This is a genomic window from Hymenobacter humi (assembly GCF_042665855.1).
Lineage (GTDB): Bacteria > Bacteroidota > Bacteroidia > Cytophagales > Hymenobacteraceae > Hymenobacter > Hymenobacter humi.
In genome coordinates, this window is the sequence record NZ_JBHTEK010000001.1 from 1,078,930 (window position 1) to 1,098,746 (window position 19,817).

The 19,817-nt window shown below is 62.8% G+C and carries 21 protein-coding genes and 5 pseudogenes; 10 read left to right on the forward strand and 16 right to left on the reverse strand.

All coding sequences use genetic code 11. The features are described from left to right. Positions 1 to 83: 83 nt before the first annotated feature. Together ACFQT0_RS06070 and ACFQT0_RS06075 are read right to left on the reverse strand one after the other, a co-directional pair. Positions 84 to 779, reverse strand: a complete 696-nt coding sequence (locus ACFQT0_RS06070; protein WP_380201237.1) for a patatin-like phospholipase family protein — start codon at positions 777 to 779, stop codon at positions 84 to 86. A gap of 175 nt (positions 780 to 954) precedes the next feature. Then, positions 955 to 1,191 (reverse strand): annotated as a pseudogene (locus ACFQT0_RS06075) (patatin-like phospholipase family protein); the annotation flags it as partial. Positions 1,192 to 1,310: 119 nt separating this feature from the next. Here ACFQT0_RS06075 and ACFQT0_RS06080 point away from each other — a divergent pair. Beyond that, positions 1,311 to 2,302, forward strand: a pseudogene (locus ACFQT0_RS06080) (NAD-dependent epimerase/dehydratase family protein). A gap of 196 nt (positions 2,303 to 2,498) precedes the next feature. Here ACFQT0_RS06080 and ACFQT0_RS06085 read toward each other — a convergent pair. The 7 genes and pseudogenes from ACFQT0_RS06085 to ACFQT0_RS06115 all read right to left on the reverse strand — a co-directional run. Next, positions 2,499 to 3,304 (reverse strand): annotated as a pseudogene (locus tag ACFQT0_RS06085) (TerC family protein). A gap of 86 nt (positions 3,305 to 3,390) precedes the next feature. After that, a complete protein-coding gene (locus ACFQT0_RS06090) occupies positions 3,391 to 4,212 on the reverse strand; it encodes a citrate:proton symporter (RefSeq protein WP_380201239.1) in 822 nt (273 codons plus the stop codon). An 8-nt stretch (positions 4,213 to 4,220) separates the two neighbouring features. After that, positions 4,221 to 4,751: an SLC13 family permease gene (locus ACFQT0_RS06095; RefSeq protein ID WP_380201241.1), complete on the reverse strand. Its 531-nt coding sequence runs from the start codon at positions 4,749 to 4,751 to the stop codon at positions 4,221 to 4,223. Between the two features lie 241 nt (positions 4,752 to 4,992). Beyond that, positions 4,993 to 5,478: a hypothetical protein gene (locus ACFQT0_RS06100; protein ID WP_380201243.1), complete on the reverse strand. Its 486-nt coding sequence runs from the start codon at positions 5,476 to 5,478 to the stop codon at positions 4,993 to 4,995. Continuing rightward, positions 5,363 to 6,211, reverse strand: a complete 849-nt coding sequence (locus ACFQT0_RS06105; RefSeq protein ID WP_380201245.1) for a TonB-dependent receptor plug domain-containing protein — start codon at positions 6,209 to 6,211, stop codon at positions 5,363 to 5,365. The genes ACFQT0_RS06100 and ACFQT0_RS06105 overlap by 116 nt, the downstream gene beginning before the upstream one ends. 14 nt (positions 6,212 to 6,225) lie before the next feature. Further along, positions 6,226 to 7,473 carry a TonB-dependent receptor plug domain-containing protein gene (locus ACFQT0_RS06110; protein WP_380201247.1) on the reverse strand — a complete coding sequence of 416 codons (1,248 nt, stop codon included), beginning with the start codon at positions 7,471 to 7,473 and terminating at the stop codon, positions 6,226 to 6,228. Beyond that, positions 7,448 to 7,708 (reverse strand): annotated as a pseudogene (locus tag ACFQT0_RS06115) (carboxypeptidase-like regulatory domain-containing protein); the annotation flags it as partial. The gene ACFQT0_RS06110 and the pseudogene ACFQT0_RS06115, both read right to left, overlap by 26 nt. 206 nt (positions 7,709 to 7,914) lie before the next feature. Between ACFQT0_RS06115 and ACFQT0_RS06120 the strand changes: the two are divergent. Continuing rightward, complete coding sequence (locus ACFQT0_RS06120; RefSeq protein ID WP_380201249.1) at positions 7,915 to 8,601, forward strand: response regulator transcription factor; 687 nt, start codon at positions 7,915 to 7,917, stop codon at positions 8,599 to 8,601. Positions 8,602 to 9,226: 625 nt separating this feature from the next. Further along, on the forward strand, positions 9,227 to 10,096 hold the full coding sequence (locus ACFQT0_RS06125) for a sensor histidine kinase (protein WP_380201251.1): 870 nt from the start codon (positions 9,227 to 9,229) through the stop codon (positions 10,094 to 10,096). Here ACFQT0_RS06125 and ACFQT0_RS06130 read toward each other — a convergent pair. Together ACFQT0_RS06130 and ACFQT0_RS06135 are read right to left on the reverse strand one after the other, a co-directional pair. Next, complete coding sequence (locus ACFQT0_RS06130) at positions 10,051 to 10,563, reverse strand: alpha/beta fold hydrolase (RefSeq protein WP_380201253.1); 513 nt, start codon at positions 10,561 to 10,563, stop codon at positions 10,051 to 10,053. The genes ACFQT0_RS06125 and ACFQT0_RS06130 overlap by 46 nt on opposite strands. Continuing rightward, positions 10,533 to 10,952 carry an alpha/beta fold hydrolase gene (locus ACFQT0_RS06135; protein WP_380201255.1) on the reverse strand — a complete coding sequence of 140 codons (420 nt, stop codon included), beginning with the start codon at positions 10,950 to 10,952 and terminating at the stop codon, positions 10,533 to 10,535. The genes ACFQT0_RS06130 and ACFQT0_RS06135 overlap by 31 nt, the downstream gene beginning before the upstream one ends. Before the next feature lie 236 nt (positions 10,953 to 11,188). Between ACFQT0_RS06135 and ACFQT0_RS06140 the strand changes: the two are divergent. After that, positions 11,189 to 11,940, forward strand: a pseudogene (locus ACFQT0_RS06140) (DUF3891 family protein). Between the two features lie 322 nt (positions 11,941 to 12,262). Here the strand turns inward: ACFQT0_RS06140 and ACFQT0_RS06145 are convergent. Both ACFQT0_RS06145 and ACFQT0_RS06150 read right to left on the reverse strand, forming a co-directional pair. Beyond that, entirely contained in the window at positions 12,263 to 12,769 is a 507-nt protein-coding gene (locus ACFQT0_RS06145) for a hypothetical protein (protein ID WP_380201257.1), read from the reverse strand. Further along, a complete protein-coding gene (locus tag ACFQT0_RS06150) occupies positions 12,751 to 13,086 on the reverse strand; it encodes a hypothetical protein (RefSeq protein ID WP_380201259.1) in 336 nt (111 codons plus the stop codon). Before ACFQT0_RS06150 ends, ACFQT0_RS06145 begins: the two co-directional genes overlap by 19 nt. A 406-nt stretch (positions 13,087 to 13,492) precedes the next feature. On the opposite strand from ACFQT0_RS06150, the gene ACFQT0_RS06155 reads away from it, so the two are divergent. Next, positions 13,493 to 14,299: a YihY/virulence factor BrkB family protein gene (locus ACFQT0_RS06155; protein WP_380201261.1), complete on the forward strand. Its 807-nt coding sequence runs from the start codon at positions 13,493 to 13,495 to the stop codon at positions 14,297 to 14,299. Positions 14,300 to 14,499: 200 nt separating this feature from the next. Further along, positions 14,500 to 15,519, forward strand: a complete 1,020-nt coding sequence (locus ACFQT0_RS06160; protein WP_380201263.1) for a hypothetical protein — start codon at positions 14,500 to 14,502, stop codon at positions 15,517 to 15,519. Here the strand turns inward: ACFQT0_RS06160 and rlmN are convergent. From rlmN to ACFQT0_RS06175, 3 genes are all read right to left on the reverse strand, one after another. Further along, entirely contained in the window at positions 15,488 to 16,678 is a 1,191-nt protein-coding gene (gene rlmN, locus ACFQT0_RS06165) for a 23S rRNA (adenine(2503)-C(2))-methyltransferase RlmN (RefSeq protein WP_380201265.1), read from the reverse strand. The two genes, ACFQT0_RS06160 and rlmN, sit on opposite strands and share 32 nt — an antisense overlap. A gap of 63 nt (positions 16,679 to 16,741) precedes the next feature. Then, positions 16,742 to 16,987, reverse strand: a complete 246-nt coding sequence (locus ACFQT0_RS06170) for an energy transducer TonB (RefSeq protein ID WP_380201267.1) — start codon at positions 16,985 to 16,987, stop codon at positions 16,742 to 16,744. Positions 16,988 to 17,216: 229 nt separating this feature from the next. Beyond that, positions 17,217 to 17,642: a thioesterase family protein gene (locus ACFQT0_RS06175; protein ID WP_380201269.1), complete on the reverse strand. Its 426-nt coding sequence runs from the start codon at positions 17,640 to 17,642 to the stop codon at positions 17,217 to 17,219. Positions 17,643 to 17,699: 57 nt separating this feature from the next. Between ACFQT0_RS06175 and ACFQT0_RS06180 the strand changes: the two genes are divergently transcribed. The 4 genes from ACFQT0_RS06180 to ACFQT0_RS06195 all read left to right on the forward strand — a co-directional run bounded on the left by ACFQT0_RS06180 (position 17,700) and on the right by ACFQT0_RS06195 (position 19,804). Next, positions 17,700 to 17,891 carry a hypothetical protein gene (locus tag ACFQT0_RS06180; protein WP_380201271.1) on the forward strand — a complete coding sequence of 64 codons (192 nt, stop codon included), beginning with the start codon at positions 17,700 to 17,702 and terminating at the stop codon, positions 17,889 to 17,891. 64 nt (positions 17,892 to 17,955) lie between these two features. Next, entirely contained in the window at positions 17,956 to 18,699 is a 744-nt protein-coding gene (locus ACFQT0_RS06185; protein ID WP_380201273.1) for a DUF2157 domain-containing protein, read from the forward strand. Continuing rightward, entirely contained in the window at positions 18,624 to 19,250 is a 627-nt protein-coding gene (locus ACFQT0_RS06190) for a hypothetical protein (protein WP_380201275.1), read from the forward strand. The genes ACFQT0_RS06185 and ACFQT0_RS06190 overlap by 76 nt, the downstream gene beginning before the upstream one ends. Then, positions 19,235 to 19,804, forward strand: coding sequence for a GDYXXLXY domain-containing protein (locus ACFQT0_RS06195; protein ID WP_380201277.1), 570 nt, complete (start codon positions 19,235 to 19,237; stop codon positions 19,802 to 19,804). Before ACFQT0_RS06190 ends, ACFQT0_RS06195 begins: the two co-directional genes overlap by 16 nt. The last annotated feature ends 13 nt before the right edge of the window (positions 19,805 to 19,817 follow it).

A 19,817-nucleotide genomic window follows, 5' to 3' on the forward strand; every position in this document is an offset into this window, starting at 1 on the left:
CCCTCTCTTTTGGAGAGGGGGTCAGGGGTGAGGTTCCACGCGAGCGAGATGCTTCGCTGCGCTCGGCATGACGGTCTTTTATACTACTTGGGCTGCCGGGCCAGAAAAGTCTGCACGCCTTTCCGCCCGCTGTCCATCAACAGCTTTTTATCAGCATCGGTTACGCGCCGGATTTTGGGGCTGAAACCCAGGAAATTGATGCTCACCGTGCGCTTCCAATCCTGGGGCTCCACGGGGTTGAGGTTTTCGAGGGCCACGGTGTAAAGCGCCCCCATGTAGGTATTGAAATCCTGAATGTCGTAGGGCGCAAGCTGGCGCCGGCCACGGCCGGTAGCAGCGGTATCGATCGGAATCTGTTCGGCGCGGTCGAGGCGCAGGCCCAGCGTTTCGGGGTTGTACACGTTGCCGTGGGCATCCGGCGTGCCCGCGGTGCCGGCCGGCAGGTAGCGCGGCTTGTCAAACAAATCGACGGGGTAATTGGCCAGCAGGCCGCCATCTACCAGCACCTGCACGGGCTGGCCGGGGGCCGGCGTGCCGGTAATAATCTGGTTCTGGGCATCGAGCAGCACGGCCCGGAAATACAGCGGAATACTCATGCTGATGCGCACGGCATCGGCCACGCGCATGGTGGGCGTGGTTTCGTAGCTGAACACCTGCACGCGCTGGGTGGTGAGGTTGGTGCCGGTGGTGTAGAGGTCGCGGAAGCGGCGGGGCTGCTGCTGGGCCAGGGTGTGCAGTTCGGCCAGGGTGAGGTTGGGCTGTTGGGTTTTGCGGGCCACCAGGCTCGCTCATGTAGGTGGCAAACTGGTCGCCGCGGTACCAGCCGTACTGCTTCACCAGCCGGTGGCTGCCCCCGAAGAAGATGAAGCGGCCGTCGTTGAGCCGCTGCACGGGCGTGGCGTTCACCACTGCCATAATCTCGCTGGCCGAGTAGCCCACCGCCAGCAGCGCCGCCTGAATGGCCCCGGCCGAAGTGCCGCCGACCCGCTCAATTCCTTGCAGCAGGCCTTGCTGCTCCAGCTCCTGCAGCGCGCCGCCGTAGGCAATGCCGCGGATGCCGCCGCCTTCCATCACGAGGTTGCGGTAGCGGGGCGGGACGGTCGAGGCAGTGACTTGAGCCGCAGCAGGGGCGGCTCCACCGAACAGCAGCGCGCCGAAGCCCACGCCTAGCAATACATTCCGTATAAACATGCGGCCAAAGATACCGTAATGCCGTGCGGCGAAGGTGGCGCTTAGACGGCTTTCGTCCCGGTATCTTTGCACCCAGCTTTACCTCCCATCACCGTCCCACCCAACCCCCGATTTCGCGCATGTCAACCACTCCCGGCGATACCGAAACCACTGTTTTACCCGGCTCCGTGCTGGTTATTGGCGCCTGTGGCCAGCTTGGGCTGGAACTGGTAGCCGCCCTGCGCCAGCGCTACGCGCCCAACCTCGTGGTAGCGGCCGACGTGCGCCCCCGAAAAACCCCGACATGCTGGCCGGCGGCCCCTTCGAACTGCTCGATGTGCTCGACCGCACCCGTCTCGACAAGCTCATTCGCCAGTACCGGCCCAAGCAGATTTATCACCTCGCGGCGCTGCTTTCCGCCACGGCAGAAAAGAACCCGCTTTTCGGCTGGCAGCTCAATATGGACGGCCTGCTCATCGTGCTCGAAGCCGCCGTGGCCCACGGCGTGGCCCAAGTGTACTGGCCCAGCTCCATTGCCGTGTTCGGCCCCGACACGCCCCGCGAAAACACGCCGCAGGTCACCATCATGAACCCCAACACGGTGTACGGCATCAGCAAGCTGGCCGGCGAGCAGTGGTGCGAGTGGTACCACCGCAAGCACGGGCTGGACGTGCGCAGCCTGCGCTACCCCGGCCTCATCGGCTACAAGAGCCTGCCCGGCGGCGGCACCACCGACTACGCCGTGGACATTTACCATAAAGCCATTGCCGGCGAGAGCTACGAGTGCTTCCTCGAAGAAGACACCTACCTGCCGATGATGTACATGCCCGACGCGCTGAAAGCCACGCTGGATTTGATGCACGCCCCGGCCGACCAAATCAAGGTGCGCACCAGCTACAACCTGGGCGCCATGAGCTTCTCGCCGGCCGAAATCACGGCCAGCATCCAGAAGCACGTGCCCGACTTCCAGGTGACCTACAAGCCCGACGGCCGCCAGCAAATCGCCAACTCCTGGCCCGCCAGCATCGACGACTCGAAGGCCCGCCAGGATTGGGGCTGGGAGCCGGAGTTCGACCTCGACAAGATGACCCAGGACATGCTGGTGCACCTGCGCGAGCTGCAGCCGGCGTAAGCAGTCGGCAAAAGTCCGAAAGCAGAAGTCCGAAAGCAGAAGTAGCCGAACGATAAGATAGCCGAACAATAAGAAGAACGGTCCTGCTGAGCGCAGCCGAAGCATCTCTACTGGGGAAGTAATCTAATTACTCTCGCGGTAGAGATGCTTCGGCTGCGCTCAGCAGGACCGTTCTTTTATCAGCAATTACTGCGCGTTAAGCAGCTTTGGCTTTTTCGGCTTCTCTGGCTTCCGCAATCCGGTTGCCGCCGGGCCGCTGGGGCACGTTGAACAGCATGGACGTAGCCCAGGGCACCAGAAATACGGCCACCGTGAGCACGGTGAGGGCCACATCGGCGGTTTCGCTTTCCAGCGCCTCGCTCAGTGGGTGGCCTGGCAGGAAGTGGGCTACCAGCGAGAGCACCAGCTTCAGCCCCAGAATGCCGATAACTGAGAAGGCGGCTGTTTCCAGAAACGGGAACCGGCCCATGAGCAGCACGAAGGCCTGGGCCACCAGCCGCATGGCCAGGATGCCGATGAACACGCCCACCACTACCAGAATCAGGTTGTCAGTGAAGGCCACCACGGCAAACACGTTGTCGATGGAAAAGGCCAAATCCATCAGCTCAATAAGCGCCACAGTAGCCCAGAACTTGCCGAACAAGCCCAGCGTGCGCTTGTAAATCCAGCTTTTGTCCTTGTCCACGGTTTCCTCATCTTGCGAGGGGCGGGCCTTGAAATGGTCGTACACCAGGTACAGCAGGTACAGGCCGCCGAGCGGTTTCAGAAACCAGAACTTGATGAGGAAGGAGGCAAACACCAGGCACACCCCCGAAACACGTAGGCCCCGATGATGCCGTAGCGCAAAGCCTTGTGGCGCTGCTCTTTGGGCAGGTCGCCCACCATCGTAGCCAGCACGGCCGCATTGTCTACCGACAGCAGGCTTTCGATGATAACGAGGTTGCCCAGGATGGCCAGCGAGGCGGCGGGGTTGTCGAGGATTTGCTGGATGTAATGGTTCATGCGCAACGGGTAGAAAATCGGGCCGGGCCCGGTTGCCTAAAAAGGCGGGGGCAACAATTGTTCAGCAGCGGTGGCGGCCGGCGCCGCTACCACGAGATAATGCCCAGCAGCAGCGAAGTTATCAGCATAACCAGCACCGTACCGCAGGCCCATTTCAGGGTGAAGCGCTGGTGGGCGGCAAAATCGACCCCGGCCAGCCCCACCAGCAGGTAGGTACTCGGCACCAACGGGCTGAGCAGGTGCACGGGCTGGCCCAGCAGCGAAGCCTTGCCCATGGTAGCGGCCGGCACGCCAAACGCCGCCGCGGCCTTGGTAAAAAACGGCAGGATGCCGAAGTAAAACGCGTCGTTGGACATGAAGAAGGTGAGCGGCGCACTCACCAGGCCGGTCATGACCGGAAAGTGGGGGCCGAGCGACACCGGTACCAACTGCACAAACGTCTGGGCCATGGCATCGACCATGTGCGTGCCGCTGAGGATGCCCGTGAAAATGCCCGCCGCAAACACCATGGCTGCCACCGACAGCGCGTTGCTGGCATGCGCCGCAAACCGCTGCCGCTGTTGGCTCAAGTTGGGGTAGTTGAGCACAGCAGCCAGCGCAAACGCCACCATAAACAGCACCGGCAGCGGCAGCAGCTCACGCACCAGCGCCACCATCAGCCCAATGGTGAGCAGGGCATTGAGCCACAGCAGCCGCGGCCGTCGCAAGGCCTTGTCTTCGGGCGAAAGCGTCAGGTCCAGGGCTTCGTCAGGTTCGCCCACCGGGGTGGGCAGCCCCGCCGCAAGGCCTAAAACGGCGGCTTTGTTTTTGGCGTCGGTCGCGGGTGTTTGATGCAGGCCCAGGCGTTTGCGTTCGCGCTGGCCAAAGCGCAAGGCCACGTAAAACACCCACACCAGGCCCGCGCCCATGGCCGGAATCAGGGGTTGAAGAGCTGGCTGCTGTCGAGGTGCAGCACGCTCATGGCGCGGGCCGTGGGGCCGCCCCAGGGCAGGATGTTCATCACGCCGCCTACCAGCATGTTCATGCAGGTCAGAATGAGCGGGTTGATGCCCAGGCGCTGGTACAGCGGCAGCATGGCCGTGACCACGATGATGTAGGTGGTGGCGCCGTCGCCGTCCAGCGAAACGAGCAGGGCCAGCAGAGCCGTGCCCACAATGATTTTGAGCGGGTCGCCGTGGGCCACGCGCTGAATGCGGTTGATAACCGGGTCGAACAGTCCGGCGTCGGTCATCAATCCAAAATACAGGATGGCAAACACCAGCATGATGCCAGTGGGAGCAATGTTCTTGATGCCGTCCAGCATCATCGGACCCAAAGCGGGACCGAAGCCCATGAGCACCGCAAACGCCACCGGCACCAAGAGCAGCGCCGTGATGGCCGAAAGACGGTTCGTCATAATCAGCACCATGAAGGTGAGAATCATGGCAAAGCCAGCAAGTGCGAGCATGACGTGGGTGGGATTTGGGGTGGGATGAGAAATAGAATAACCAGAACGTCATGCTCATCTGGCGTCCGCTTGTCGAAGCATCTCGCCCGTTTCGTTGTGCGGCTCACCAACCGGGGCAACGAATTCGTCCCACCTCATCCGTTGCAGCGAATGATTTACTGCTGCGGGCGAGATGCTTCGACAAGTGGACGCCAGATGAGCATGACGTTCTGGTTATCAGGCAACCAAAGCGCGTTTATGCCTAGAAGCTGAAGCGCAGCGACGTGAAGTAGTACGCCCCCATGAAGCCAAACTGCGAGGTGAAGCGCGTGTAGGGCGTCTGGCCCGAGGCCGTGAGCGAGGGGAAGGCAATCTGGTCGGGGTACACGTTGAACAGGTTGTTGGCGCCCACCGTGAGGCCGATGCGGGGCGTGAAGCCGTAGGTCAGCGAAGCGTCGGTGATGATTTTGGCGCGGAAGGTCTGGTCCAGCTCGGCCGTGGTCTGGATGGCCGTTACTTCGCCGAAGCGGGTGGCGCGCAGCAGCCCTTCGATTTTCTTGTAGCGGTAGTTAGCCGAGCCAATGAACTTGGAGCGGGGCTGGGCCTTTTCAATCAGCCCAATCATCACGCGGTCAACGAGTGGAGTGCCGAGGCTGGAGAGCTTGGCGGGGCTGCGTACTTCGCCCTGTACCTTGGTTTCGTTCAGGGCCATGGCCAGGTTCAGGCCTACTTCCTGGTCGCGGTCCATGCGCTTGCGGTAGCTGGCCACCACGTCGAGGCCGCGGGTGCGGGTGTCGAGGGCGTTGGAGAAGAACTGCACCTGGGCAAAGCCCGAGCCGGCAAACGTGGGCGCCAGGGCCGGCTTGGTGGCGTCGAGCCTGCCCCGAAATCACCACCCGGTCGGTGATGTCAATCTGGTACGCGTCGGCCGTGAACACGAGGTCGGGCGTGACCTGGGCAGTGAGGCCGAGGTTGTAGTCGAGCGTGGTTTCGGCCTTGAGCTTGCCCACGCCCAGCTGCTGCACGTAGGGGTTGTCGTTGCGCAGGTGGGCAATGGGGTAGGAGTCAAACACGCCGTTGAGAGTCAGCCACTGGGCGTCGGCGTAGTTGGAGTAGTAGAGCTGGTGCATTGACGGGGCCCGGAAGCCGCGGTTGATGGAGCCGCGCACCGAAAACAGGTCCGTGAACTTGTAGCGGGTCGAGACCTTGCCGCTCACGTTGGCCCCGAAGTCGGAGTAGTTCTCGAATCGGCCGGCCACGCCCACCAGGAATTTGTCGCTGATGTCGCTGAGCACGTCCACGTACACGCCCACGTTGTTGCGGGTGCGCTTTACGGCGTTGGCCGCGCCTATGCCTTCGCGGCCGCTGCTGCCCACGTCGGCCACGCCGGGGTTCACGGGGCCTTTTTCCAGGAGGCTTCGTCGCCGGCCAGCAGCCTGGTACTGCTCCACCCGGAACTCGCTGCCGTAGGCCAGGCTCAACGATTTCAGGCCGCTTACTTCAAAGATTTCGACACGTTCACGTTGGCCAGGGCCTGGCCGAACTTGTTGGTGCCGGTGTAGAAATTGGTGGGCGAATTGCTTCCGTACGAGGGGTTTACCGTGTGGTTGGCGTAGGTCTTGATAACGTTCTGGCCAAAGCCGGCGCTCAGGTCCACGTTCCAGCCGCCGGCCGTTTTGCTGCGCACGCCCACCGTGGAGGCCACGTCCTGCACCGTGGCCGGGAAAACGGGGTTGTAGCCATTGGGGAACAGCGAGAGCACCGCCCGCGACTTGTTGCTGGGGTTGCGGAAGAAGCCGTAAGCCGTCATGTCCTTGTAGGAATACCCGCCGAACGAGTACAGGCGCCACTTATCGCCCAGCGCCACCTCGCCGTTGTAGAAAAACTGGCCCATGGTGTTTTTGGCCGTGCCGTACTTCGTCACGTCGCGGTTGAAGCCCTTCTGGGCCACCAGCGCGTCGTCCTTATCCTTGTTGGAGTCGTACACGCGGCCGGTATAGTCGCCCGAGCGGTCGGTGGGGTCGTTGTGGTGGCCCTGGGCCGTGAGGTTCAGGAAGCCGTCGCGCTTGCCCACGGGCAGGCCGAAGTTGATGCCCGTGTCATAAGTAGCGCCGTCGCCCTTGGCCGTGATGCCGTAGTTGCCGGTGAGCACGCCGCCACGCGGGTTCTTCTTGAGCACAATATTCACGATGCCGGCAATGGCGTCGGAGCCGTACTGGGCGGCCGCGCCGTCGCGCAAAATCTCCACCCGCTCGATGGCGGCCGTGGGAATGGCGTTCAGGTCGGTGCCCACCGAGCCACGGCCCACCACGTTGTTCACGTTCAGGGCCGAGGACTGGTGGCGGCGCTTGCCGTTCACGAGCACCAGCGTCTGGTCGGGGCCGAGGCCGCGCAGCGTGGCGGGGTCCACGTAGCTGGTCACGTTGCTGATGGCGTGCTTGGTGGAGTTGAACGACGGAGCCGTGAAGTGAATCATCTGGCCGAGTTCGGTCTGGCCGGTTTTGGTGATTTCCTTGGCCGTGAGCACGTCCACGGGCACGGGCAGGTCCACGTTGGTACGCGCTTCCGAAGCGCGGTTGCCCACGATTATCACGTCGGCGATGGTGTGGGTGGTGGTTTTCATGGGCACGTCGAGCGTGGTGGCGCCGGCGGGCACTTCTATTTCGCGCAGGCTCGTAGCCCACGTAGGACACCACCAGCACGTCGCCGTCTTCCACTTCCAGGGTGAAGGAGCCGTTGGCATCGGTGGTGGTGCCGCGGTTGGTGCCTTTCACGGCCACCGAGGCGAAGGCCAGCGGCGATTGGTCGGTGCCGTCGATGATGCGGCCGGTGAGGGGGCGGCGGGCAGCGGGGTGCTCTAGCGCCGTGGAGCTGATGGCGGCGGCCGTAGCCGCGGGCGCCGGCCCAACGACCAGTTGCGCGGCCAGCAGCAGCCCGGCGCCTTTGGTCCAGTTCAGGTAAGGTAGGCGTGCGTTCATGGAAGTGATTATTGGTGAGGTGGGAATGATTGTGTGAATTGGATAGCGAAGGTGGATGTCGATTTAGAAGACATTTAGAAGAAACCGGCTCCATTGCGAAAAAAATCGTTTGTGGAAACCCGGGCCTGTCCCGGCTCACGGTCGAAGCCGCGCAATGCTGCTACCTTGCCGGCCCGATTTATCCCGTCTCCATTGCCTGCATCCGCATGAAACTGCTTCTCGTCGAAGACGAACCGGACCTGCTCGCCAGCCTGGTGAGCTACCTGCAGGCGCAGCACTACGTGTGCGAAGTGGCCACCACCTACGACCAGGCCCAGGAGAAAATGCTGCTCCATGACTACGAGTGCATCGTGCTGGACCTGACCCTGCCCGGCGGCGACGGCCTCGACCTGCTGCGCGAGCTGCAGCGCCACCAGAAAGCGGCCGGGGTCATCATCACCAGCGCCCGCGCCGCCGTCGACGACCGCATTACCGGCCTCGAGGCTCGGCGCCGACGACTACCTGCCCAAGCCGTTTTACTTGCCCGAGCTCAGTGCTCGCATTGCCGCCCTGGTGCGCCGCCGCCACTACCAGGGCACCAACCTGCTGCAGGTGGGCGAGCTGAGCGTGGACGTGCCCGCCCGCCGCGCCGCCGTGGCCGGCAAGCCCTCACCCTCACCCGCACCGAATTCGATTTGCTGCTGATGCTGCTGGCCAACCAGGGCCGCGTCATCACCAAAGGCGCCATTGCCGAGCACCTGTCCGGCGATGCCGCCGAGCAGTTTGATACCTTCGAAAACGTGTACGCCCACGTCAAAAACCTCAAGCGCAAGCTCACTGACGCAGGCGCGCCCAATTATATTCGAATGGTGTACGGGTTGGGCTACCGCTTCGACCCCAATCCGGCCACATAGCCGAACAGAACGAAAAACTCCCCTCCTTACCAACCGAAGGTCAGCGTAGCTAAGGAGGGGACGCTCAACTGCTAAGTTGAGCTGGGGTGGTTGAATCGTTGAACGACTCGCGTGGAGTTCGTTCGGGTGTCGTTCAACGAATGCAACCACCCCGTCCGAGCCTTGCGGCTCGAACATCCCCTCCTTAAAAAAGGAGGGGAGTTGATTTAACCCACAATCATGAGGCTGCTGGCCCGCACCACCGTCATTTTCCTGATTTATGCCAGCGTGGTGGCGGCGGCCGGTACGTTTGTGTACTACAACTTCATCCGCAAAATCTACTACGCCTACGTCGACCGCACGCTGAGCCGGCGCAAGCTGCGCGTAGACAAGGCCCTGAGGCTGCACCTGCGCACGCCGGCCGACCTGGAATTCTGGCACCGGCTCGACCACAACGTGGAGTTTGTGCCGCTCAAGGCACCGGGCCCGCCCATGCGATTCAGCCAGCGCATGATGTACAATGAGCTCACCAACCAGGTGGTGCCGTACCGGCAGCTGGCGGCGTCGGTGCAGTTTCAGGGCCGGCCCTACCGCCTGGAGCTGCGCACCACCATGCTCGACAGCCAGGAGCCTGCTGGCCCGCATTGTGCTGGCGGGGGCCTTGCTCTTCAGCGTGCTGCTGGTGGGGCTGCTGGTGCTGCAGCACGTGCTGGCCCGCCGCCTGTGGGCGCCCTTCTACCACGCCTTGGGCGAGCTGCAGAAGTACAAGCTCGACCAGCACCAGCCCGTGTACTTGGCCCCCACGCGCATTCCCGAATTCAAAGAGCTCAACTCGGCCCTGAGTTTGGTGCTGAACCGCAACCAGCGCATTTATCGGCGCCAGCGGGAATTCACCGAAAACGCGGCCCACGAGTTGCAAACGCCCCTGGCCATTCTACGCACCAAGCTCGACATGCTGGTGCAGGCGCCCGGCCTCACCGAAGAGCAGGCCGGCCACATCGAAACCTTGCTCGACGTCACGCAGCGCCTCACGCACCTGAGCCGGAGCCTGCTGCTGCTCGCGCACCTCGACCAGCAGCTGTTCTTTCCGTCCGAAACTGTGGACCTGGCCGCTACCGTAGGCGCTCACCTGCGGCAGCTCCACGAGCAGGCGGCCGCCGCCGACCTGACTTTGAAGGCCGACCTGGCACCCACCGTGCCCCTGGCCGCCAACCGCGCGCTACTGGAAATTTTGGTGAGCAACCTGCTCAGCAATGCCATCCGCCACAACGTGCCCGGCGGCGAAGTGCGCGTCACGCTCACCGAGCAGATGCTCACCGTCGAAAACACCGGGCACGCCTGCGCCCTGCCCGCCGACCAGCTGTTTGTGCGCTTCCGGCCCGGACCCGAGCGGCCGCCCGGCAGCGTAGGGCTGGGGCTGGCCATTGCCCGCCAGATTTGCGAAACGTATGGTTTCCTGTTGAGCTACCACTACGAAGCACCCGGCCGCCATGCCATGCGGGTGCGGTTCAAGTGATGCCTTTCTGCTTGGTCGAGTAAGCCGCGCATCTCCGTCAGAATTGCCTCCCAGTTCTCCAGGTACAGCATGTGGCCCTGGTTGGGCAGCAGCTTCACTTGCGCGCCGGCAATGCGGCCGGCCAGGTAGGGGATGTTGCCCGGCGCCCACACGCCATCGGCGGTGCCGTGCCAGAGCGTGGTGGGCGCCTGCACGTCCTCGATGGCAAAGCCGGGCGGGCGGCACCACGCCTGGGCATCGTCGAACACGCCGCGGCCGTGGTGCGCGAAGCCCTGCACCGCCGCATCGCGCAGCAGCTCCCGGAATCCGGGCTGGCCCGTTACGTCCTGCTCGGCTTGGCGCATGAGCCGGATAAACCAGTCGATGGTGCGGTCGGGGCGGCGCGCCCACTGCCGGCTTAGCCACAAAAACGTGGTACGGTTGAGCCAGGGAAACGCTATCTGGCCCCAGTGCAAGGCCTTCCACATGGGCGAGAGCTGCCGATACGAGGCCGGCTCGCCCAGCGGTAGGCAGGTGCTGAGCAGCTGCACGGCCGCCACCTGGGCTGGGTAGCAGGCCGCCTGGGCCAGCGCGTGCACGCCCCCACCGACCAGCCCATCACGCCCACCGGCCCGGCAATGCCCAGGGCCTCGAGGGCCGCCGCTACGTCGTGAGCGAACGAGGGGAACGTGAGCGGGCGGTACACACTGCTGGCGCCCACGCCGGGGCGGTCGGGGGCCAGCAGCTGCAGATGCAGCCGGTCGAGCAGGGCCACAGCGGGCGGCAGGCTCGAGGCTGGAGGAGCCAAAGCCGTGGTGAAACACCACCGCTTGGTGGGCGGGGTTGCCGTAGCGCGTGAGGCCCAGCGTGCGGCCATCGGGCAGGCGCACGGTGAGGGGCGTAAACAGGTCGAGGGCCAGGGCGCCTCCCATAGGGTTGGGCATGGGCAACGTACGGCGGGCTCGGCGCCAGGTTGGTGGGTTGGCTTGCCCGCAGTGGGCGGCTTGGCGGTGGGTTGGGCTGCGGCAGGGCGCAAGTGGCAGCTCAACCGGGTTGCCGCAACCCCGGGTGCGCCTTTCCAGTTGAAAGGTGCCACGCCCGGTCTTTCGCCTCATGATTGTTAACTCCACGCCCGTCGGCTGGCAGATTATTTACCAGCAGGCGCATGCGCTGCTGGCCATGCAGCTGGCCTGGTTCTGGCCCCACACGCTAGCGCCCGACCGTTGGGTGGGCCTGCTGGCCGCCATCGCGCAGCACGACGACGAGCAGGCGCCCTGGGCGGGCCGCGGCGGCCACTACGGCCTCACGCCCGCCGGTGCCCCAGCCAACTTCACCCAAAAGGAGTTTTCGATGGAGCAGGCCACCGGCGTGCTAGCCGCCGCCCGCTACCAAGGCCGCTGGCGCAGCCTGCTCACCAGCCTGCACCTGAGCTTGCTCTACGAAGGCCTGCGCGGCCAAAACAAGAAAATCGACGCCTTTCTCGACGACCTGCGTGCGGGCCAGGAGCAATGGCGGCGGGGCCTGCACCTCACCAAAAGGAAGCCCAGCAAGCCTACGACCTGCTGCACTGGTGCGACCGCCTTTCGCTGATTCTCTGCCGGCACGAGATTCCGGAAATGGGCCGGGCCGTGGAAATCTACCACGGCCCCGACGGCACCATGCACACTTTAGCTCAACCCGAGGCCGATGGGCCAGTCGTCATCAGCCCCTGGCCTTTCCGCGTAAGAGAAGTGACCGTGAGCGTTGAAGCCAGTGTGCTCACGCAGCTCCAGTTTCAGGACGATGCGGAGCTGGCTGCAGCCTTACGCGCCGCGCCCATCGAAACCCTGCGGTGGGAACTACGCCCGGCGGGCCACAAGAAGTAGCATGTTCCAATCAGCAGCGCGGCCCTGCTGAAAAAACGGTCATGCTGAGCGCAGCCGAAGCATCTCGCTCGCATCGTTGAGCCGCAGCTGGAAAACCTCACCCCCGGCCCCTCTCCAAAAGAGAGGGGAGCCTGACGAAAACCAAAGAAAAGCCCGGCTCAATTGAGCCGGGCTTTTCTTTTACGGGTTGAGCTAACTCTTGTGCCGTGGCTCCCCTCTCTTTTGGAGAGGGGCCGGGGGTGAGGTTCCACCGGCTGCGCAGACGCCAGATGAGCATGAAGCCCTTTTGGATTTGACTGCCGGGTACTGCAAGCCCTCGCTATTACTTGAGCTTGGTGACTGGCGTGGTGCTCGTCATAATGCCGTCGGGCAGGGTTTGGAGCTGGGCGATGTTGTCGAGGCGGGAGGGCTTGGTGGCTTCGCTGCGGCCGGACGCGAGCAGCAGGCTGCCGTGTTTGGCGTACTCGTTCCACTTGCGGCGGAAGGCGGGCTGCGGGTCGGTGGCGTTGGCGAAGTAAGCCCATTCCTCCACGAGGCCGTTGGCGCGGTTCACCAGCACTTCGTAGCGGTTTTGGGGCGTTACGCCCACGTTTTTGAAGGTCATTTGCAGCACGTCGGCCGGGGCGCCGTCCATGGTTTTGGCTTCGCCCTTGTAGGTGAGCGTCACACCCGAATCCTTGAGCTTGAAGGGCATGAGCAGCCAGTAGGAGTTGTTTATCCAGATGCCGTTCATGCGGTCGAGTACTTTCTGGCCGGTGGGCGACGCCGAGACGTCCTGGCCGCGGCTGTACACGTGGCCCTGCTTGGTGTTCAGGTTGTAGTTGGCCACCAGGGTGTCTTTTTCCCAGTGGAAGTCGCCGGTGTACTTGTCCCAAATCTGGTACTGGCCGCCAAAAAGCTCCAGGCGAAATAGCGGGCGTTTTTCCAGTTTTCGTAGCCGCCCATTTCGCGCATCACCCGGTCGGCAATGGCTACGGCTTTGGCATCGGAACCGGCCGCATCGAAGCCTTCGGCCGCGGGGTAAGATGCCTTGGCGCCGCCTTTCAGCTTGGTTTTTTGCTTCTGCGCGTGAGCAGGAGAGGCCAGGAGCAGCAGGCCAACAAGCACCGGAAGGACAGCGCGCAAAAGACGGGTAATGGAGAGCATAAACAGGAGAAGTAAAAGAGGCGGAGAAGGCTTCGGGGTACGGCGAACCAAACAAGAAACGAGTCCAAGTGTTCGGCCCAACCCCTTGCGCCTGATGCAGCTAAGGTAGCGGCAAGGAGCAATGCGCGGGATGCTCAGTTTACAGCTCAATGCCGAGGTTGCGAACCACCGGACCCAACGCGACTACGCGCAGGCCGTACTAGGGGCAATAAACAAGCTTCTCGCCGCTCATTTTCTCGCTGCATGGCACACTATAAGTTATCCGATGTTTGGGCCGTACTCAAGTCCTCGGCCGGGGAATTCAGCAACAACAACTCATTTCGCCACGCCGCGGCGCTGTCGTACTACACCATCTTTTCGCTGCCGCCGCTGCTGCTCATCGTCATCACGGTGGCCAGCGCGGCGTATGGCGGCGAAGCCCTCACGGGTCAGATTTATACCCAGGCTCAAGGGCCTGGTCGGGCCCGATTCGGCCAAGTTTCTGCAAGACAGCATTGCCAAGTTTACGCTGCAGGAGCGCGGCCCCATTGCCTCTACCATCGGCGTGGCTACCCTCATTTTTGCGGCTACCACTTTCTTCGTGACCCTGCAGGAAAGCATCAACGACATCTGGAACCTGAAGGTAAAAACCGAGGGCATCGGCATCGGGGCTTTTATCAAGCAGCGCTTCCTGTCCTTTGGCCTGATACTGAGCGTGGCGCTGCTGCTGCTCATCTCCTTTGTGGTGAGCGCCGTGCTCAGCGCCTTCACGGGCTGGCTGGCCCAGATGCTGCCCATGGTGGGCGTAGTGGCCATCCGCATTGTTGATTTTGCGTTGTCGCTGGCCGTCACCACCCTGCTCTTTGCCCTGATTTACCGGTATCTGCCCGATGCCATTATTCGGTGGAGCGACGTGCTGATTGGCGCCTTTATCACGGCCCTGCTCTTCGTCATCGGCAAGTTTCTCATTGCCTTTTACATCGCCCAATCAGACCCGGGTTCGGCCTTTGGGGCGGCGGGCTCGGCGATTGTGCTGCTGCTGTGGGTCAACTATTCGTCGCTCATCATCTTCTTCGGGGCCGAGTTTACCCAGGAGTTTGCCGACGCCTTTGGGCAGAAAGTGCAGCCCAAGGCCCACGCCGTGCGCGTGCGGCTGGAAGAATATGCCCCCGGCGAATCGCACGAGGAAAAAGTCACGGGCCGCCCCCGCTCTACCGGGCGCTGGAAAGGGTAAAGAATTGAAAGGCCTAATATCCCTTGGCTATCGTTGAGCTAGTGGCTTTTTTGCTTGGTAATAGTATGTAAATGAGTGGTATGCGATGGGTTTGGTTTTGTGCGCCGGGAATGGCGTCGGTATTCTAAAGTCTAATACAATAGACTTTTTGTTACAACAATAGCATGGCTATGTAGCATCTTTGGGAAAATCATTTTCCCATGAAACATTATTTACTTCCGCTCCTTCTGGCACTCGCCTTCCCCGGCGTAACGGCCCACGCCCAAACCAGCCCGCCGCCCGCCGCAGCGCTTCCTGCTGAGGAAACCTACCTGCTGGGCCGCAGCTACCGGGTCGAAACCCAACAGGGCGCCAGTTTCACCGGCACGCTGGTGAGCATGAGCCTTACCAAGCTGGAATTTGACACCCAGGAGATGGGACACGTAAGCCTGGAGCGGACCCAAATCCGTCGGGCCGAACTACAGGGGCCGGCCGCCGCGGGCGTGAGCACCAAGCCCGGGTACTTCGACATCGGCAACGGCAACCGCCTCTTCTTTGCCCCCACCGGCCGCGGCCTGCGCAAGGGCGAAAACGCCCTGCAAGCCGTCAGCCTCTACCTGGTAGGTGGCAATTTCGGCATCACCGACAATATTTCCCTGGGCGGGTACGTGTCGCTTATTCCCGGCATCGGCCTCGGCAATCAGTTTGTGATGCTGACGCCCAAGTTCAGCATGCCGGTGAGCGATAAGGTGCACGTGGGCGTGGGCGTCCTGTATTTGCGCATTCCCGACTTCGACGGCCTCCTGAGTAAGTCAACCGGGGCCGGAATTCTGTACGGGTCGGCCACGTACGGCTCGGCCGACAACAACGTGACGGGGGGCCTGGGCTACGGCTTTTTTGAAGGCGAAATCGGGTCTACTCCCATCCTGCAGTTCGGCGCACAAAAGCGCGTGTCGCGCCGCGTTTCCCTCATCAGCGAAAACTACATCGTCGCCGATTCGCGCGCCGGAATGGGCGGCTTGTACGGCATCAAAATCAACTGGCGCCGCACCAGCCTGGGGCTGGGGGCCGCGTACGGCTACGCCTTTGCCCACGACCAGACCGAAACCTACACGTATTACGACGGCAGCCAGTACGTTACCAGCACACGAACCTACCGCCAGGGCGGCAGCGGGTTCTCCACCTATATCGTCCCGGTGTACTACGACTTCACGTTCCGCTTTGGCAAGGGCGTGAAATAAACCGCACCAAGACATTGAGCCATAAAAAAGCCGCTGGTAGCACACCAGCGGCTTTTTTGTGGCTCAATGTCTTGGTAGTTATGCCACTTCCTTCTTCTCCTTCACCGCGAGCCTGCCCGCAGGCCGCGTCGATGTCCTTGCCCCGCGAGCGGCGGATGTTGGTTTGCACGCCGCGGTCGGCCAGGTGCTTGTGGAAGGCGGTGATTTTGTCGTCGGCTGCGTTCTGGTAGTCGGCGTTTTCGATGGGGTTGTACTCAATCAGGTTCACCTTGCAGGGCAGCCACTTCGCAATCTTGAAGAGGTGCTCGGCGTCCTCCAGCGAGTCGTTGAAGCCGTCGAACACGATGTACTCGTAGGTGACTTTGCGGCCGGTTTTCTGGTGGTAGTACTGCAGGGCTTCCTTCAGCGCGGCCAGGGAGTTGGCCTCGTTGATGGGCATGATTTCATTGCGCTTGGCATCGGTGGGCGCGTGCAGCGACAGGGCCAGGTTGGCCTTCACGTCGTCGTCGGCCAGCTTTTTAATCATCTTGGCGATGCCCGCCGTGCTGATGGTGATGCGGCGCGGGGCCATGTTCAGGCCATCGGGCGCGGTGATGCGGCGCACGCTTTCCACCACGTTGGCGTAGTTGAGCAGGGGCTCGCCCATGCCCATGTACACGATGTTGGTGAGCGGCGTGCCGTACTGGGCCTCGCACTGCTCCCGGATGCGCACCACCTGGTCGTAAATCTCGGCCGCGTCGAGGTTGCGCTTGCGGTCCATGTAGCCCGTGGCGCAAAACTTGCACGTGAGCGAGCAGCCCACCTGGCTCGAGATGCAGGCCGTCATACGGGTGTCGTGCGGGATGAGCACGCCTTCCACAATGTTGCCGTCGAAGAGCTTGAAAGCCGACTTGATGGTGCCGTCGTTCGAGAGCTGCTTGTTCTGCACCGTCACGCCGTTGATGACAAAATGCGCCTCCAATAACTCGCGGGTAGCCAGCGAGATATTGTTCATTTCCTCAAACGAGGTGGCGGTGTTTTTCCACAGCCACTCCAGCACCTGCTTGGTGCGGAACGGCTTCTCGCCGTGCTCCACCATGAAAGCCTTCAGGTCGTCGGGCGAGGTTTTGCGGATGTCGCGTTTCGTAGGGGTGGGGGCGAGGGGCAGTTCCAGAAGCATAGCACAAAGATACAAGCAGGCAGGGCCTTGGGTTCCCGGCTATAGCCCCACCGGTGCTAATGTTTATCTGCCGAAGCCGCCAGCCTGGAAGTTGATGGGCAGGGTGAAGCTGTAGTATACCGCTCGGCCATTTTGCCGGGGCGGCGATAAGCGGGGCAGGCGTTGTACCGAAGCCACCGCCGCCGAGTCGCAATCGGGCCGCAGGCTGCGCACCACTTTGGTGTCTGAAACTGTGCCATCGGGAGCAACCGTCACGTCTACCAGCACCCGGCCGGAAATCTGGTCGCGCAATGCCGTGGGCGGGTACACCGCCTGCTTTTGTACGGCTGCAAGTATGGCCGGGGCACCGCCATTGCCGGGCAGCCTGCGGGGGCTGCTGGATATACGTATACACTGCTCTAGGGGCCGTAGCCCCTTGCTGAGCCATGCCGGGACTGGCCCAGCCCAAGAAAAATACACCAGCAAGCAACGCTTTGGTGATGATAAACTTATTATTGATTTTTGGGGCTGACATAAAGCAAATTTTGCTTATAAACAATCAATTAACCTGCGCCGCCAACTCCTCCGGCAGCAGCCGCAGCTTGCGGATGTTGTAGTCGAAGCAGAGCATGCCGGTTTTGGCGCGGGCTATTTCCTTGCCGGCCTGGTTGTGCACGTGGTACACCACATCGAAGCCGTACTTGTTGGGGTCGGCCGCAGCCATGGCGATGCGCAGCACATCGCCGTGAAAGGCCTCGCCCTTGTACTCCACGGCCACGTCGACCATGATGAGGCCGAGCTTGCTCACGGGGTCGTAGTCGTTTTCCAGGCCCAGCGAGCGTAGAAAGTGCACCCGCGCTTCGTGCAGAATGCCCAGCAACGCATCGTTGCCGAGGTGGCCGCCATAGTTGAGGTCGGTGATGCGCACCGGGATTTCGGTAACGCAGGAAAAGGTATCGGGCAGGGCTACTTTTATGCGGGGCATTGGGCCGGAGAATGAGTTTAGCGAGGAGATAGCAGTGGCGAAGTTTTCTACTGAACCATGAACGAGCAAGTAGCCCTGAGCAACCACGACCCTGCCTTCGAGGAGCCAAAGGTCGGCGTAGCCAACGACACGCGAACGATTCTCACGCTAGTCGTTGGCTACGCCGACCTTCGGTTCAACGAGGGCAACCACCCCAGCTCAACCTGGCAGTTGAGCATCCCCTCCTTCGCTACGCTGACGTTTGGTTGATAAGGAGGGGAGTTTTTCGTTCTTTACGATTCCTTTCACCGTTTCACGACTTTACTACTCCCCGTTGTCCCGCAAATTCCTCGAAACCGAAAGCCCCGCCTGGGTGTCCGACGGCCTCATCAGCGAAGAGCAGCGGCAGAAATTGCTGGCCCGCTACCCGCCCGAAGCGCGGGCCCTGGGCCTCTTGCCGTTGCTGGGCAGCGTGCTGGTGGGCCTCAGCGCCCTGAGCGTGGTGGCGGCCAACTGGCAGGCGCTGCCCGCCGTGCTGCGCCTGGCCCTGATGCTGGGCAGCCTCACCGGTGCCTACGCGGCGGGGGCCTACTTCCTGCGGCGCGGCAACCCCGACCTCGGGCACGGCCTCATCGGCCTGGGGCTGATACTGTTTGGCGCCAGCATCATCCTCACCAGCCAGCTCTACCAGGCGGTAGGCTACGACGTGAGCGGGCTGGTGGCCTGGGTGGTAGCCGGCGTGGCGGTGAGCTACGTGTACGGCTCGCGCCTGCTGGTGCTGCTCACCGTGGTGATTGGTGCAGCCGTGCAAACCTATTGCGTGGAGGCGCTGGGCAGCTTCAGCTACGCCACGGCCGTGATGGTAGCGGGCGGAATGGGCTACTACTGGTGGCGCCGGCCCGATGCCGTGAGCAGCACGGTGCTGGCCACCGGCCTGCTCTGGCAAATTGGGCTGTACGTGATGGTGATGCACCTGAAAATCACCTGGTTTTTGTACCGGCCATGCTCATTTACGCGGCCGGCGACTGGCAGCCCAACCGCCCCGGCGCCCGGGCGCTGCAGGGCCCGCCCCTGGTAGCGGCCTATCTGTTTATGTTCGGGCTGGCCACTTTTGGCGAAACCGATACCTATGCCAACGTGCTGCGGCCGCCGCTGCTGCCCTACCTGGTAGCGCTGGGAGCAGTGCTGGCGCTGTCGGTAGCCGGCAAGCGGGTGCGGGGCCGGTATGATACGCTGCTCGACTGGCTGCTGCTGCTGCCGGGCTTCTACCTGCCGGGCGGCCTGCCCCTGGCCGTGGCCACGCTGGTGGTGCTGTACGCGCACGCCGGCTCGGTGCTGGCCCGTGCCCACCGCCACGAAGACCCCGACCAGCTCACCATCGGCGCGGTGCTGTTCGTGATTGCCACCATGGTGGCCTACTTCAAGCTGACCTGGGCTTTCCTGGACAAGTCGCTCTTTTTCCTGCTGGGCGGCGTGCTGCTGCTGGGCCTGAGCCTGGTACCTGCGTCGGCGCAATGCCCAGGTGCTGGCTACCAGCGCTACGCCGCCAGGGCCAGTGAAACCCGTGCCCCCGGCCAATTCCACCCTCCATCCTTAACCTACAGCAACTCCCCATGCGTGACCTGCTGACCTGGTTCTCGGACCCGGCGCGCCGCCGGCCGCTGCTGCGCCTGCTGGTAGCGGCCCAGGTGCTCTACGTGCTGGGCGTGGCCGGCGCAGGCTACGCCACGGCCGCGTTGGGCCAAAATGTGATTCTGAACACCACGCCCGTCGACCCGCGCGATTTGCTCTACGGCGATTTTGTGCGCCTGCACTATGCCATCAGCGAGACGCCCCTAGGGCTGTGGCACGATGCCCCGCCACCCCGCCGCCGCCAGGCCGTGTTCGTGGTGCTAGCCCCGGGGCCCGACAGCGTGAGCACCACCGTGGGCGTGTACCCCAAAGCCCCGAAGCCCGGCGCCAACCAGGCCGTGCTGCGCGGCTGGGTAACCAATGTGTACCGCAACTCCTTCGCCCTGCGCTTCAACCTGGAGCGCTACTACGTGCCCGAAGGCAGCGGCCTGCGCCTGGAGAAAGCCGGCCGCCTGCACCCGCTGCGGGTGCGCGTGAGCATTGCGCCGTGGGGCCAGGCCCGCATTGCCCGGGTAGAAGACCAACTAAAAACCCCCAAACCCAGGCATTAGCCTCGATTTGGGG